Raw genomic sequence first — 13,163 nt, 5'->3', positions numbered from 1 at the left:
TGATCATTATGAAATGTATGCAGAGAAATTTCATTCATCGGATTTTGACTCAATTTTCAGTGCTTGGTGCTTTATTGACTACATAATAGAAAAGAAATCATCACATAAAAGAAAGGAAAGATCAATTTGAAATTATTAGATGAACAAACGTATCGATTCCCTTTGACTATGATGGAGAATAATATCCCAATGAAAAATATCCCGATTCTTTTTCTATTCTTTCATGAGAAAGATTACGAGGAAGATAGCAGTCATCAACAAGCAGCAATTCAGCTTGTTAAGTTTGCGAACCAGAAAAAAAGATATCCTATGATTACTTGGAATAAGCAGGAACATTTAGATAACCGAATACAAGAATATACAATAAATCCTACGCGCATGACCGCTCGACGTTTAAGTCACGAGGTTTTTTTCTCAATTTATCGGGAACCTAAAAGACCGTTTCTTTCAAATTATGCTTATGCATTCTTCCAGATGTCTTCAAACTATCTCGGAAAAGTAGAACATTTTATTCAAATGAACGATATTCTTTTTCCAGATAAGGAACAACTGATTATTTATGAGTGGAATAATACTTGGTCAGATTATTTTCATTATGGCAGACAGCATAGAGGGGCTTTTATATGGACGATCTATGATCCTAAAAGAAATAAGTTTACGGTGATCAATGCAAGCATTTTATGAGATTAGGAGAAAAATATAATATGGAGTTTTTACTACAGGAAACAGAAGTATTGAGCCAAAAATTAGAGGAGAAAGCATTATTTATAAGACGTTTAAATTTAGACTTTGTCTACTTTAAAGAGAAGAATTATCGAAATGTGGAGAGTCATCAACAAGCAGCGATTGAATTTATAAAGGTGATGAACAAAAAAAGTCTAGGGTACTCATGTGTTCATTCAACAGAATTACATTGTTTTGATGATTTACCTATTTTTATTAAGTCATTGGCTTATCCCTATGCAGTGAACCCAGAGTTGATGTATGCGAAATCAGTATTGCCCCCTGCCTTTTTCTCTACTAAATGTGAGAATGGTAAATATGAATCTTCCTATGCTTATTCCATACTCTCACAGATATATAAACCTCAGCGAGAAGAGATTTTTTTAAAAGCCAATGAGTATCTATTTCCTATGCAAGAGAACCTAATAATCTACCAATGGAACAATGATTGGTCAAATTATTTTTCAATAGGTAGAGAGGAATATGGTGCGTATTTATGGACGATCTATCAGAGGGAAACTGAAAAATTTACGGTGATAGGTGCTTCGATGAGGTACTGAATACTACGTGAAAAATACTATCGAGTACATACAACATTTCTAGAGGAGGGAAAGATGAAATTTTTGGAAAAGGAAACAGATCGATTTGTACTAACTATGGTTGAAAAAAATATCTGGATGAAAGAGCTCGTACTCACTTACGGCTTCTTCCATGAAGAAAATTACAAAGGAGAAGAAAGTCACAAAGAAGCAGCACTTGCCTTTGTGACAGCAATCAATCAAAAGAGAGGACATACAAAAATTGAGTATACGGATAGAGTAGATTTCCCTGTCAATCTGAGAAAAACTTATTCCATCAATCAACTACTGATGCAAGGGTTTATAATCGAAGGGAATGTTTTCTTTTCTACAGCCTATGATTCGGACAAGAAATATACTTCCGATTATGCCACTGCTTTCTTTAAATTATCTTCATCTTATAAAGGAGAGGAGAAAGATTTTATTCAATTGAACAATCATATCTTTGGAAATAGAGCCAAACTGATTATTTATCAATGGAACAATACTTGGTCAGATTATTTTTCTTACATAAAGAAGATGAGTGGAGCTGCTTACTTATGGACAGTTTACGATGAAGAAAGTAAGAAGTTCACAGTTTTAGGAACTTGAGAAAGAAGGAGGTCGATCATGAGATTATTGAGTAAAGAAACATTCGAGTTTAAACAAAATGCCCACAAGAGAAACATTCCAGTGCAGGGTCTTTTGATAGATTATGTTTTTTTTGAAGAGACTGAGTATAAAGGACGCTCTAATCATCGAAAAGTAGCACTTGAATTTATTAAAGTGATGAATGAAAAAAGGAATGTGCCGGGAATTTACTATACTGAATTACTTTATTTTGATTGTTTACCTAGATATGGCAATCAACTCCAGTATAGATATGCAGTGAATCCAGCCTTAATGTATGGGAAACTCTCAACGATCGAGGAGTTAATATCAATAGACAACAAAAGTGCAGGTGGTTATCAATCTATGTATACCTTTCTTTTTCTTCATCCTCCGTATAGTTATGGTGGTAAAAAAAACCACTTTATACAACTTAATGATTGGTTGTTTCCTGATAAAAAAATGCTAACGGTGTATGAATGGAACAGCGAATGGTCAAATTACTTTTCTTTTGGAAGAGAATTATATGATGGGTTTTTATGGACGATTTATGACAAAGCGCAACATAAATTTACAGTGATCGGAATTTCAATAGCTGATTGAATGACACAATTGATCAAGTATAATAATATGCAACTGAAAGTCATGTGATGACTCTCAGTTGCATATGTAAATAAGTGAAGAAAAAGCATTTTTTCAAATTCGGGTTCATCACTAAGGATTCAAAAATACACTGATTACTGTAAATCGTTTTCTTTTTTCATCGTAAATACTCCATAAATATGCTCCGTAACAATCACGCGCACGATTAAAGCGATTAGAAAAGGATGTATCCCACGCGTAGATTTTTAAATGCTCTCTTTCAGGAAAGAATCGTTGATTAAGCACTAAAAAATGTTCTTTACTCACTGTAGTTGTTTGAGTTTCATGGAAAAAGGCTTTTTCATAGGCTCCTCTATTTTTAAATAGACTATCGGGTTTGATTTCTTCTGCCTTCATCATTTTTTTATTTACATAAATTGGGTAGGTTTCCCAACCTAAGTAATCAGGATCTCGCTTGATATAGATGAGTGGGTTAGCTTTAATTGAACAAAAATATTCGTTAAATTGTTCTATGGTTGTAGGCTTCCCGGTTTTTTCTCTTTGGTCGAATGCCCAATGATTACATTGTACAATTCGATTCGAAAATTCTAGATATCCTAGAATGGCTTGTTGGTGACTGTGAATTCCTTGATTATTATTTTCAATAAAGAAGGCATAATTAACGTAAATTGGTATATTTTCACCACTCCAATCCCAACATGCTAGTGTTTCTTTTTCTAATAGTTCCATTTTATCCTCCTCGCAAAAATCCACTTATTATTCAGATTGAATTTCTTAACAATTTTACATTTTTTATGAGCTTATTTTTTTACTTTTATTTCTTAAAAAATAAATTTTTGTTTCGAAGATATGACTTTATAAAAAAACAAGATAAATAAATCGGGGAAACTTGTAGATTTATTTATCATGCGATAATATAAACTTATCAAGATGGTTATTCTACTTAAATATATATAAAATAACTATTTAAAAAAATCTTAGGTTTTCTTTTTAATTTTTTAGAGGTTCGGAGGATGATTATGAAATTTAAGTATACGTTTGGTGATCCAAAGATAAATAGGTCTTTTTGTAAAGTATACGAATTATACTTATTGAGTACATACAACATTTCTAAAGGAGGTAAGGATGAAATTTTTAGAAAAGGAGACTAACCGATTTGTACTGACCATGGTTGAAAAAAACATTTGGATGAAAGATTTAGCGATCAACTATGCGTTTTTTCAAGAAAAGAATAATCAAGGATACGAAAGTCACAAAAAAGCAGCTTTGGCATTTGTTACGTTCCTCAATCAAAGAAGAGGACATGATCAAATTGAGTATACGAATAAACTTGAATTTCCAGTCAATATATTCGCAACCTATTCCATAAACTTCAATTTAATGGAAGCAACAAGAATTCCAGTCGATACTTTTTTTTCTACACATAGCGACTTAGAAGGTCATTATATTTCAGATTATGCCTACGCTTTTTTTAAAATTCCTTTTTTTTATAGAGGAAGTAAGAAAGATTTCATTGAACTGAACAATTACTTGTTTTCCGAGAAGGAAACATTAGTCATTTATCAATGGAACAACACGTGGTCAGATTATTTCGCTTATGGAAAACATTCCGGAAAAGGAGCGTACCTTTGGACGATTTATGATCCAACAAGAAAAAGATTTACGGTATGTGGGGCATCAATATTGAGTTGAATGAGGAGGACAGAATGAAGTTATTAAAAGAAGATACGTATCAATTTAAACAAAAACTCTATTTAAGAAAATTTCCAATCAATGGACTTTTACTCGATTATGTATTTTTTGAAGAAACAGGTTATCGTGGATACTCCAGTCATCGCAAAGCCGCTCTTGAATTTATCAAAGTAATGAATGAAAAAAGAAATATTCCAGGTCTTCTATATACAGATTTACATTATTTTGATCACTTACCCATACGATGTAGCCCAATTAAGTTGAGTTATGCCGTAAATCCAGAGTTAATGTATGGTAAACAGATGAAGACAGATGTTTTCTTTTCTGTTGAAAAAACAGCTTCTGGAAGCTATTTAAATTGGTATGCACAAACATTTCTTTTCCCACCATATTCATATAGTGGGAACGAAGAAGATTTTATTTCCTTGAATAAATTATTATTCCCTAAGAAAAGTGCGTTGATCATTTATGCTTGGAATAACAATTGGTCGAATTACTTTTCTCCTGGGAGAGAATGGATGGATGCCTTTCTTTGGACGATTTACGATACTGCATCGAATAAACTGACTGTCATAGGATCTTCTATGACAGATTGATTTTAATATTTAAAAAGCACCAATTAAATTTGTAAATCGTCCAATTTAATTGGTGCTTTTTCTACATTAATTATTTAAGAGATTCTATATAGGGATGAGATGTCTTAACATAAAAGTTCCTATTATTTTTTATAAATTTACTTTTCTTTTGGAAACTTACATAACCTTCGTCAATTTGATTATGCTCAATGATTCCTATATTATCTATTTCTTGAAACCCCCAGCCTAAATTTGGCGATAAATTATCTATAGATGTATAAGTTATCATATTATGATTGGGAATGTCATTTATTTTGCCGAGATCTTTATATTTTGAACGATCTTTTTTTCCTGGAATATATCCTTGAGCTCTGGCTGTGGAGAGTCCATAGTTAATTGTTATTATTGCTCCTGAAATATCATGGTAAGTACTCGCCGATTCTAGACCATCCTCAATGATACGATCCATTAGATATGATTTATCTTTTGCGATGTGCCTACCCATAGTATGACCCTTACTACCACCTAAGGCAAAATATTCGTCATAATATAAATCTAACGGAGTATACCAATAATCATCTTCCTCCTCATCATCTTCTGTTAAGGATTCTATAAGATTTGCAATTATTAATGAGGCCGCTAAACTCCACGTTGTGCCCATAGCTCTTTTAACTAAAATATTTTCTGTGCCATCCTCAACTATATCTCCAGTCTCTTCATCCAACACCCCACGTTTTCTATCAATAGTGATTGAATCATCATTTGGTACTGCCTCATCACTATAAGAAAACTCAATCGCTCCAACTAAATGCGATGGAACTGCTTCCTGGGTTTGAGCATAGATGAAGTTTCCAGCACGATCCAATACGACTGCCGCACCGTATAGTGTCGCGATCATTCCAGAAGGGTCAAAGTCTAATCCATTGTTGTTTGGAGCTAAGGCTTCGCTTAAACTTTGGCTGATTTGGCTGGTTCGTTCATCATATGCGACAGCCATTTCTTGGGCAGTTTCAATAGCTAAGGCTTTAGAAGGTTCATTGACGACCCCGAATTCAAATGGTGTGGTTGCTTGGACGTAGTCGAGCAATTGTTCTTTTGTTGTGATCTCTGTTAAGAGCGTAGAGATGCTCGTATCAAGCTTGACTTGATAGTTAAAAGGTTCTGGGAAATCATAGCCGTAGTAAGAAGAACCGGTGATGTTCAAGATGGCATCATCTGCACCACGAACGGATTCGCCATACTGGATGCTTTCTAAAACGAAAAACTCATTCTGGGAGAGAGAATCGGCTAGTGACGTGTTACGTCCGACCACCGCTGCTTGCTCTCGTAGTGTCCAAGGGATGGTGTAGTTGATGTAGCGACGATAGAGTTCAACACGGTCACTGACGCTGAAAGTAAAGATTCCGTGGTCGCTCTCGCCAGTCAAGTACTCACGCATCAACGCATTGCTTGTTACATCTTGTGCGTAGCGGTTTTGTAAGGCTGCGGAGAAATTGTAGGTATTTGTTGTCGAATCGATTCCAGACATTGCAAAAGCGTTCAGTTCATTTTGAGTGGAGGCACTGCCACCGATCGATTCAAATAAGCCACTGTTTGTTTTCGCTAAATCAGCTGTTGCGACGCCTAAAGAGGCACCGAGCTGATAAAAGCCGACCCCTAGACCAATCCCTAGAAGAGCGGGGGCAAGAACAGCGGAGGCTGCGGTCGACAGTAAGCCAGCGCTAAGTGTACTACCTGATAAACCAGATGCATAAGCAGACATGCTGATTCCATTAAAAACGTTTAAGGCAACTGCTGCATTTTGTGGTTCTGCGGACGAAGGAATCGCTGAGGTGGTATCGATCGGAACGATGGTTTCGTCAGGTTGGGTGATTTCGCCAGCGATCGCTTCTTGGGCGTGGACATCAAGTGGCAAAGTGGCAAAAGGTGCGAGCAACAGACCAACAAGTAATAGGCGATAAAATTTTTTCATTTTTTACTCCTTTTTATCAAATGACTTGAGTGACTACCAACAGTTCAACTACCAAAAACCTCCTTATTTGTGTCGTAGGTTGCTTAATTATATTTTCCAAAATATAACAACAAACTTCAAGTTTATTTAAAATTATAATTATAAAAAAACTCATTTTTTTATATAGTTATTTTCTTTGCAAATAATAATTATATGTTAAGCCTTGCTGTTCTTTTATCAATGTTTATACCCTTATTTAAAAATAACATCATGATAATAATAAAAAGATAAATGTTCTTCTTTAGGTGATTATAGTTATTTTTTTGTAACGCTTTTTTCCATTCAACAAAAACATCTTCAATTTTTTCGCTATTCTTTTTGAAAGCCATTTGGTAAACTGTTAAAGAATTCTTATTTTATCAAGAGGAGGAGGGAAAACATGAAAACAGTGATACTTGCTGAAAAGCCTTCTCAAGCAAAAGCGTATGCGGAAACGTTCAAAAAAAGGAAAAAGCAGGAAGGTTATTTTGAAGTCAGCGATCCACTATTCACAGGTGAAGTAACGATCACTTACGGATTTGGTCATTTAGTGGAAATGGTTCCTCCTGGAGAATATGAAGAACGCTGGGCTAAGTGGTCATTGCCCAACTTGCCGATATTTCCAGATCAGTTCAAATATAAGGTCCCTCCAGAGAAGCGGGCCCAATTTGCGATCGTTAAACGACAATTACAAGCAGCTGATACGATCATTATCGCAACAGATAGTGACCGTGAAGGTGAAGCGATTGCTTGGTCGATCATCCAGCAAGCGAAAGCCTTTACGAAGCAAAAGCAGTACTTACGTTTATGGATCAATTCATTGGAAAAAGAAGCCATCTACCAAGGGTTCAAACAACTGAAACCGGCGGAGCAATTTTATCCAAAATACAAAGAAGCACAAGCACGTCAACATGCGGATTGGCTGATCGGGATGAATGGCAGTCCACTGTATAGTTTGCTGCTGCAACAAAAAGGAATCTCTGGGAGCTTCTCCTTAGGGCGTGTGCAAACACCAACGCTTTATATGATCTACCAGTTACAAGAAGAAATCAGGAAGTTTAAAAAAGAGCCTTATTTCGAAGGAGAAGCGCAGATCAAAAGTCAACATGGGCAGTTTGTCGGTAAAATCGAGCCGAAGCAAACCTTTAAGACTGCGGACGAATTAGTTGCTGCGATAGAGGGAAAAGGTGCGCATTTAGGAAAACAACAAGGAACGATCTTACAAGTAACGAAAAAAGAAAAACAACAAAGTAGTCCACGTTTGTTTTCTTTGTCAAGTTTACAATCGAAAATGAATCAACTGATGAAAGTCAGTGCGAAAGCCACGCTTGATGCTGTCCAAGGGTTGTACGAAAGTAAGTTTTTGAGTTATCCTCGAACAGATTCTTTTTACATTACAGAAAGCGAACACCAGTATCTTGTCCAAAATCTTGATCGCTATAAAGCGTTTTTAGGGATCACAGAGGTAGCGACACCTGAAACATTTCCTAAAAAAAGATATGTGGATTCAAAAAAAGTCCAAGAGCATCATGCGATCATTCCGACAAAAACGATACCGACGAAGGAACGTTTTGCGAAGCTTTCCCGACTAGAACAAGCGATCTATTTGCAGGTGATGCGTACGACTTTAGCAATGTTTGCAGAAAATTATCGCTATGAAGAAACAGTGATCCTTACAGGGGTGGAACGATTGCGTTTAAAAAGTGTCGGGAAACGTCCGATTGCAGAAGGCTGGCAACAAATCTTGACCGTAAAAAGCAAGAAAAAATCAGATGGTCAGCTTTTGCCTAAAGTTAGTGAACAAGAGGTAGTGACTGTTGATCTGAGAAGCCTTGAGAAAGAGACTCAACCACCTAAGCCCTACAATGAGGGAACGCTGATCACTGCGATGAAAACCGCAGGAAAGACCTTAGACGACGATGAAGCGCAAGAGATTCTGAAAGAAGTGGAAGGGATCGGAACGGAAGCTACCCGAGCGAGCATTATTGAAAACTTAAAACAACGGCACTATATCGAAGTTAATAAAAATGATATTCAAGTTACCGCTAAAGGCATCACGTTGTGTAAAGCAGTAGCAGGGGAACCTTTATTGACAAGTGCTGAAATGACGGCACGATGGGAAAGTTATTTGAAAAAAATCGGTGAACGGCAAGGAACGCCGGAAGTCTTTTTAGAAAATATCAAAAAATTTATTCTGCATTTATTAGAAGTCGTCCCCGAACAAGTAAAAACAGTCGACTTGTCTGAAGAGCAAAGCGGCTTGATGGAAATCGAAGTAATGGAGAAGAAGAATGACCAAGTCGGGCGTTGTCCGAAATGTAAAAAAGGCATTGTGATGTTGTATCCAAAAATCGCGACATGTACGAACAAGGAATGTGATTTTAAATTATGGCCTACGATTGCTAAGAAGAAATTGACCAAAACAAATCTTAGAGAGTTACTCTCAAAAGGAAAGACTAGTAAAGTGGTCAAAGGATTCACTGGGAAAAAAGGAAAGTTTGATGCTGTCCTTATTTTGAAAGAAGATTTAACGATCGGCTTTTCATTTCTTTGGATGGAAAAACAAGAGTAGGTATATATATTCCGAAAAGTCAAAATACCTAAACCAAAAAATACTAAAGTAATCATTATTAGAGGAGTACTTGTACGTGAAAAAAATCAATTCGCTTTTGAATTATGCAATGGGGTTGTTAACGGTGGTTGCGCTATATCAAGCGGTCATCGCATATCCAGAATATGGAACCAAATTATTAGCTATTACAAAACATCCGACTGGCTACTCACCGACGGTCATTTTGACAACTTTGACCGCAGCAGCCAAGAGCGGCACTTACTTGTTGCATACAACGAGTAGTCTACTGAAAAGAAAGAAACAACGGAAACAGTTGCTTTTCGTATTAGCTGCGGCGGGTGTTGTTTATTTCTTACCGGTGATTACGCAATTTATTCAACAGTTCATATAAATAGATAAAAAAAGACGACGATAAGAGAAAAATTTCCTTATTCGCCGTCTTTTTTCAATTCTTTGATATACCAAGCGTCCATTGTGGAGTGTTCAGAACCTGCTAGTGGATCAGCTATCAAGTGAAAGCCGAACTTTTCATATAGTTTACAAGCAGGCTTTAATAAATGCATCGTTTCTAAATAGCATTGACGGTAATGTTGAGTGGCATAAGACAATGCTGTTTCTATCAATTGGTTGGCAATTCCTAAACCTTTTGCTGCTGGGGCTAAGTACAATTTTTGTAATTCACATATCTGCTTTTGCTCGTCGAAAGGTGCGATTCCGATTCCGCCAACTACTTTATTTTCTAGTTCCACCACCCAATAAGTGGCACAGGGGAGAGCATGGTAGTAGTCTGTTAAATGGTCTAATTGTGGGTCGAAGTAGGCAGTTCCTTCAATCGCTAAATCGAGTGATTCTAGGGAAGTTTGAATAATTTCTTTGATGATTGGGTCGTCTTGTGGTTTGATTTCTCGTATCAGCATCGGATAACGCTCCTTTTCTATCGTGTTTATTTATCGTAATACAAATGAACGGAAGGGTCAATTTACTTTGTACTCAGAGGAACATTCTTTTATCAACTTCTCTCTTGACCCATTGCTTGAACTGTGAAATAATAACTTCATAAAAAAATTATGACTTAAGAGCGTTCGCCGGAACGATCTTGTAGGAGTCAGACAAACGAACCGTAGGCTTTAATGGTTCGTTTGCCTGGCTCCTTTTTGTTTTGGGAGGGAATTGGCAGAATGAAAATAGAAAACTTACAGACAGATAGACAAAAAGGATTAACGGAACAAGAAGCAAACGATCGATTAGAATACTACGGTTTGAACTCGATTGACACTCAGTCAACTAAATCTTTTATTGCTTATCTCAAAGAAGCAATGAAAGATATCACGATTTTGATTTTACTTGTTGCCACAGGACTATCTACGTTTATTGCTTATCAAACACATCCGGATGATTTTACAGAACCAATCGTTATCTTTTCGATCGTCCTATTAAATCTTTATTTGTCGATACGTCAACAAAAAAGTGCGGAAAAATCAATGGATCAACTGAAAACAATGAGTGCACCTACTAGTCATGTCTTGAGAGAAGGTTCCATCAAAGAAATCAACAGCTCAGAGATCGTTCCTGGGGATATCGTCCATCTCAAATTGGGTGATCGTGTCCCTGCTGACGCGAAAGTAATTACAAGTACTAATTTCTTTGTTGACGAATCATTTTTGACTGGAGAAAGTGAACCGAGTGAAAAAGACGCTTCTTATCAACCTACTGATAATGAAGGATTGAGTGATCGTAAAGATCTAGTATTTTCTGGTGCATTAGTCGTGACAGGTAAAGCGACAGTCTTAGTAGAAAAAACTGGCAATGCTACAGAAATCGGAAAAATCTCTCATTTGATCACGAATGAAGGAACGCATGTCGCACCACTGCAAGTCAAAATGCAAAAACTGGGTAAAGTGCTAGGGATAGTCGCGATCACTGCTGGTTTCTTGGCAATTGTAATTGGTTTAGTAAAAGGTTTGAGCCTAGAATCAAGTATCATGACTGCAATTTCAATGGCCGTTGCAGCAATACCAGAAGTATTACCGGTTGTCGTAACCATCTCTTTAGCTGTGGGAATGGGGAATATGGCAATTAAGAAAACCATTGTTCGGACACCTTCAACTGTTGAAACAGTAGGCGGCGTCTCTGTGATTTGTTCAGATAAAACGGGTACGATCACTGAAAATAAAATGACGTTGAAAAAAATCGTTCCTCTAACAGAATTACCTACTCTTATAGACTTCACTAAAGACAAGGAAAAAAATCTACTTTTACTGTTTTATCTTGCGAGTGGTTTTTCTGAGAACGAAGGAGGGAGCAATCCAACGGAATTAGCGATTCAAAAAGCTGTAAAAGATCGATTTTCGGAGAAAGAATTACAGGAATCTCTTTATGATTTGAAAAAAATCAAAGAATTGCCCTTTGATTCAAAAAGAAAACGTATGACTGTCGTCTATCGTATGGGTCAAGAATATTTTTCAGTCACAAAAGGAGCATTCGATCGATTACATTTGGTGAATCCAAGCGAACGTTACCAAGCGGAACATGATCAACTTGCTGATCAAGCGTACCGTGTATTAGGAGTAGCGTACAAGGTATTCCAGCAACCGATTGAAGAATTATCAGAGGAAGAACTAGAGGAGGAGTTGTCATTTGCCGGCTTTATCGGCATTATCGATCCAGCGAGGAAAGAAGCAGCAAAGGCAGTGGAAGTAGCCAAAAAAGCAGGAATCAAAACTGTTATGATCACTGGCGATCATTTATTAACAGCTTCACGTATTGCTAAAGAAGTAGGGATAATGGGAGAAGGAGACCAGGCAATGACAGGGGCGGAACTGAAAAGAATGGGTGACAAACAGTTAGCCGAAACTATCGATAGGTATCGAGTGTTTGCTCGAACGTCACCTGAGGACAAGATACGAATCGTTAAAGCTTTTCAACAAAATGACGAAATTGTCGCCATGACAGGGGACGGAGTGAACGACGCTCCGGCATTAGAAGCAGCGGACGTCGGCATTGCTATGGGGAGTGGAACGGAAGTGGCGAAGGAAGCTTCTGATATGGTTTTAGTAGACGATCATTTTGCAACGATCGTCCAAGCGGTAGAAGAGGGGCGAAGAGTGTATCAAAATATCCGTAAATCTCTATATGCCATGTTAGGTTGTAATATTTCAGCTTTAACGATCGTATTGATTTCTTTGATCTTAGGTTGGGGGGCGCCAGTCACAGCAATCCAATTGTTGATCATCAAAGTAGTCGCAGATGGCATCCCTGGTTTTAGTTTAAGTGTCGAACCTGCAGAGGAAAAAAATATGGAAAAACAACCGATTCATAAATACGACAGCATTTTTTCACGAGGATTGACCTTTAAGATCCTTGAAATCTCTGTCGTGTTTACCGTCGTCACATTATTGGCTATAGTTATTGGTCGTACACAATCAGTAGCGATTGCTGAAACAATGACATTTATTGTCTTAGGGTTATCCACGATCAGCCATATGTATAATTGTCGCAGTGAAGTATCTATTTTACGATTGAAATTTTTGGGCAATCTATTGCTAGTCTTAACTACAGCAATTGGTGCATTGATCATTGTCTTATTAGTAACGATTCCTCTGACACAACATATCTTTGGATTTGTCACGATTGGACTTTCCAACTGGCTATGGGTTCTTGGTTTATCTTTTACTCCAGTAGCCTATATCGAAGTGAAAAAATGGACACATCTGTTTTAACGGATTACCTGAAGGATTTTCTCTTAGTTAAGTTTGATTATGTTCGTCTGTAGTTTATTTTTCCCGAAGCTACGGACGAACTTTTCTTAAAATGACTTAAAAAAGCGCAAATGATAAAAATAA

Annotated in this window: 12 protein-coding genes; 9 read left to right on the top strand and 3 right to left on the bottom strand. The window is 36.9% G+C overall.

Going from position 1 to position 13,163, the window contains the following annotated elements; all coding sequences use genetic code 11:
* The first annotated feature begins 126 nt into the window (after window positions 1–126).
* From CUS89_RS10465 to CUS89_RS10450, 4 genes are read left to right on the top strand one after another with little or no spacing between them, the layout of a single operon-like run.
* Window positions 127–684 (top strand): hypothetical protein, encoded by a 558-nt coding sequence (locus CUS89_RS10465; protein ID WP_104872084.1) that lies wholly within the window; start codon window positions 127–129, stop codon window positions 682–684.
* A 20-nt stretch (window positions 685–704) separates the two neighbouring features.
* A complete protein-coding gene (locus CUS89_RS10460; RefSeq protein ID WP_104872083.1) occupies window positions 705–1,283 on the top strand; it encodes a hypothetical protein in 579 nt (192 codons plus the stop codon).
* 54 nt (window positions 1,284–1,337) lie between these two features.
* On the top strand, window positions 1,338–1,892 hold the full coding sequence (locus CUS89_RS10455) for a hypothetical protein (RefSeq protein WP_104872082.1): 555 nt from the start codon (window positions 1,338–1,340) through the stop codon (window positions 1,890–1,892).
* 18 nt (window positions 1,893–1,910) lie between these two features.
* A complete protein-coding gene (locus CUS89_RS10450) occupies window positions 1,911–2,492 on the top strand; it encodes a hypothetical protein (RefSeq protein ID WP_104872081.1) in 582 nt (193 codons plus the stop codon).
* A 111-nt stretch (window positions 2,493–2,603) separates the two neighbouring features.
* Here CUS89_RS10450 and CUS89_RS10445 read toward each other — a convergent pair whose 3' ends face one another.
* On the bottom strand, window positions 2,604–3,221 hold the full coding sequence (locus tag CUS89_RS10445; protein WP_104872080.1) for a hypothetical protein: 618 nt from the start codon (window positions 3,219–3,221) through the stop codon (window positions 2,604–2,606).
* Between the two features lie 396 nt (window positions 3,222–3,617).
* On the opposite strand from CUS89_RS10445, the gene CUS89_RS10440 reads away from it, so the two are divergent.
* Window positions 3,618–4,184 (top strand): hypothetical protein, encoded by a 567-nt coding sequence (locus tag CUS89_RS10440; RefSeq protein ID WP_104872079.1) that lies wholly within the window; start codon window positions 3,618–3,620, stop codon window positions 4,182–4,184.
* Between the two features lie 14 nt (window positions 4,185–4,198).
* The gene (locus tag CUS89_RS10435; protein WP_104872078.1) at window positions 4,199–4,780 is read left to right on the top strand and encodes a hypothetical protein; all 582 of its coding nucleotides are present in this window, start codon (window positions 4,199–4,201) and stop codon (window positions 4,778–4,780) included.
* Between the two features lie 70 nt (window positions 4,781–4,850).
* On the opposite strand, the gene CUS89_RS16115 is transcribed toward CUS89_RS10435, so the two are convergent.
* Complete coding sequence (locus CUS89_RS16115; RefSeq protein ID WP_181055351.1) at window positions 4,851–6,731, bottom strand: RNase A-like domain-containing protein; 1,881 nt, start codon at window positions 6,729–6,731, stop codon at window positions 4,851–4,853.
* 418 nt (window positions 6,732–7,149) lie between these two features.
* Here CUS89_RS16115 and CUS89_RS10420 point away from each other — a divergent pair, with 418 nt between their 5' ends.
* Together CUS89_RS10420 and CUS89_RS10415 are read left to right on the top strand one after the other, a co-directional pair.
* Window positions 7,150–9,321 (top strand): type IA DNA topoisomerase, encoded by a 2,172-nt coding sequence (locus tag CUS89_RS10420; RefSeq protein ID WP_104872076.1) that lies wholly within the window; start codon window positions 7,150–7,152, stop codon window positions 9,319–9,321.
* Window positions 9,322–9,397: 76 nt separating this feature from the next.
* Window positions 9,398–9,712 carry a hypothetical protein gene (locus CUS89_RS10415; RefSeq protein ID WP_062805245.1) on the top strand — a complete coding sequence of 105 codons (315 nt, stop codon included), beginning with the start codon at window positions 9,398–9,400 and terminating at the stop codon, window positions 9,710–9,712.
* 37 nt (window positions 9,713–9,749) lie between these two features.
* Here CUS89_RS10415 and CUS89_RS10410 read toward each other — a convergent pair whose 3' ends face one another.
* Complete coding sequence (locus CUS89_RS10410) at window positions 9,750–10,238, bottom strand: GNAT family N-acetyltransferase (RefSeq protein WP_104872075.1); 489 nt, start codon at window positions 10,236–10,238, stop codon at window positions 9,750–9,752.
* Window positions 10,239–10,499: 261 nt separating this feature from the next.
* Here CUS89_RS10410 and CUS89_RS10405 point away from each other — a divergent pair, with 261 nt between their 5' ends.
* Entirely contained in the window at window positions 10,500–13,040 is a 2,541-nt protein-coding gene (locus CUS89_RS10405) for a cation-translocating P-type ATPase (RefSeq protein ID WP_104872118.1), read from the top strand.
* The last annotated feature ends 123 nt before the right edge of the window (window positions 13,041–13,163 follow it).

The organism is Enterococcus mundtii, from assembly GCF_002947535.1.
GTDB classification, from domain to species: domain Bacteria; phylum Bacillota; class Bacilli; order Lactobacillales; family Enterococcaceae; genus Enterococcus_B; species Enterococcus_B mundtii_B.
The sequence above is the reverse complement of the archived record's forward strand: the minus strand, read 5'-3'. Positions and strand labels throughout refer to the sequence as shown.

Coding starts and splice junctions, on each gene's coding strand:
- CUS89_RS10435 (WP_104872078.1), top strand. CDS start 4,199: ATGAAGTTATTAAAAGAAGATACGTATCAATTTAAACAAAAACTCTAT.
- CUS89_RS10455 (WP_104872082.1), top strand. CDS start 1,338: ATGAAATTTTTGGAAAAGGAAACAGATCGATTTGTACTAACTATGGTT.
- CUS89_RS10405 (WP_104872118.1), top strand. CDS start 10,500: ATGAAAATAGAAAACTTACAGACAGATAGACAAAAAGGATTAACGGAA.
- CUS89_RS10410 (WP_104872075.1), bottom strand. CDS start 10,238: ATGCTGATACGAGAAATCAAACCACAAGACGACCCAATCATCAAAGAA.
- CUS89_RS10440 (WP_104872079.1), top strand. CDS start 3,618: ATGAAATTTTTAGAAAAGGAGACTAACCGATTTGTACTGACCATGGTT.
- CUS89_RS10445 (WP_104872080.1), bottom strand. CDS start 3,221: ATGGAACTATTAGAAAAAGAAACACTAGCATGTTGGGATTGGAGTGGT.
- CUS89_RS10420 (WP_104872076.1), top strand. CDS start 7,150: ATGAAAACAGTGATACTTGCTGAAAAGCCTTCTCAAGCAAAAGCGTAT.
- CUS89_RS10460 (WP_104872083.1), top strand. CDS start 705: ATGGAGTTTTTACTACAGGAAACAGAAGTATTGAGCCAAAAATTAGAG.
- CUS89_RS16115 (WP_181055351.1), bottom strand. CDS start 6,731: ATGAAAAAATTTTATCGCCTATTACTTGTTGGTCTGTTGCTCGCACCT.
- CUS89_RS10450 (WP_104872081.1), top strand. CDS start 1,911: ATGAGATTATTGAGTAAAGAAACATTCGAGTTTAAACAAAATGCCCAC.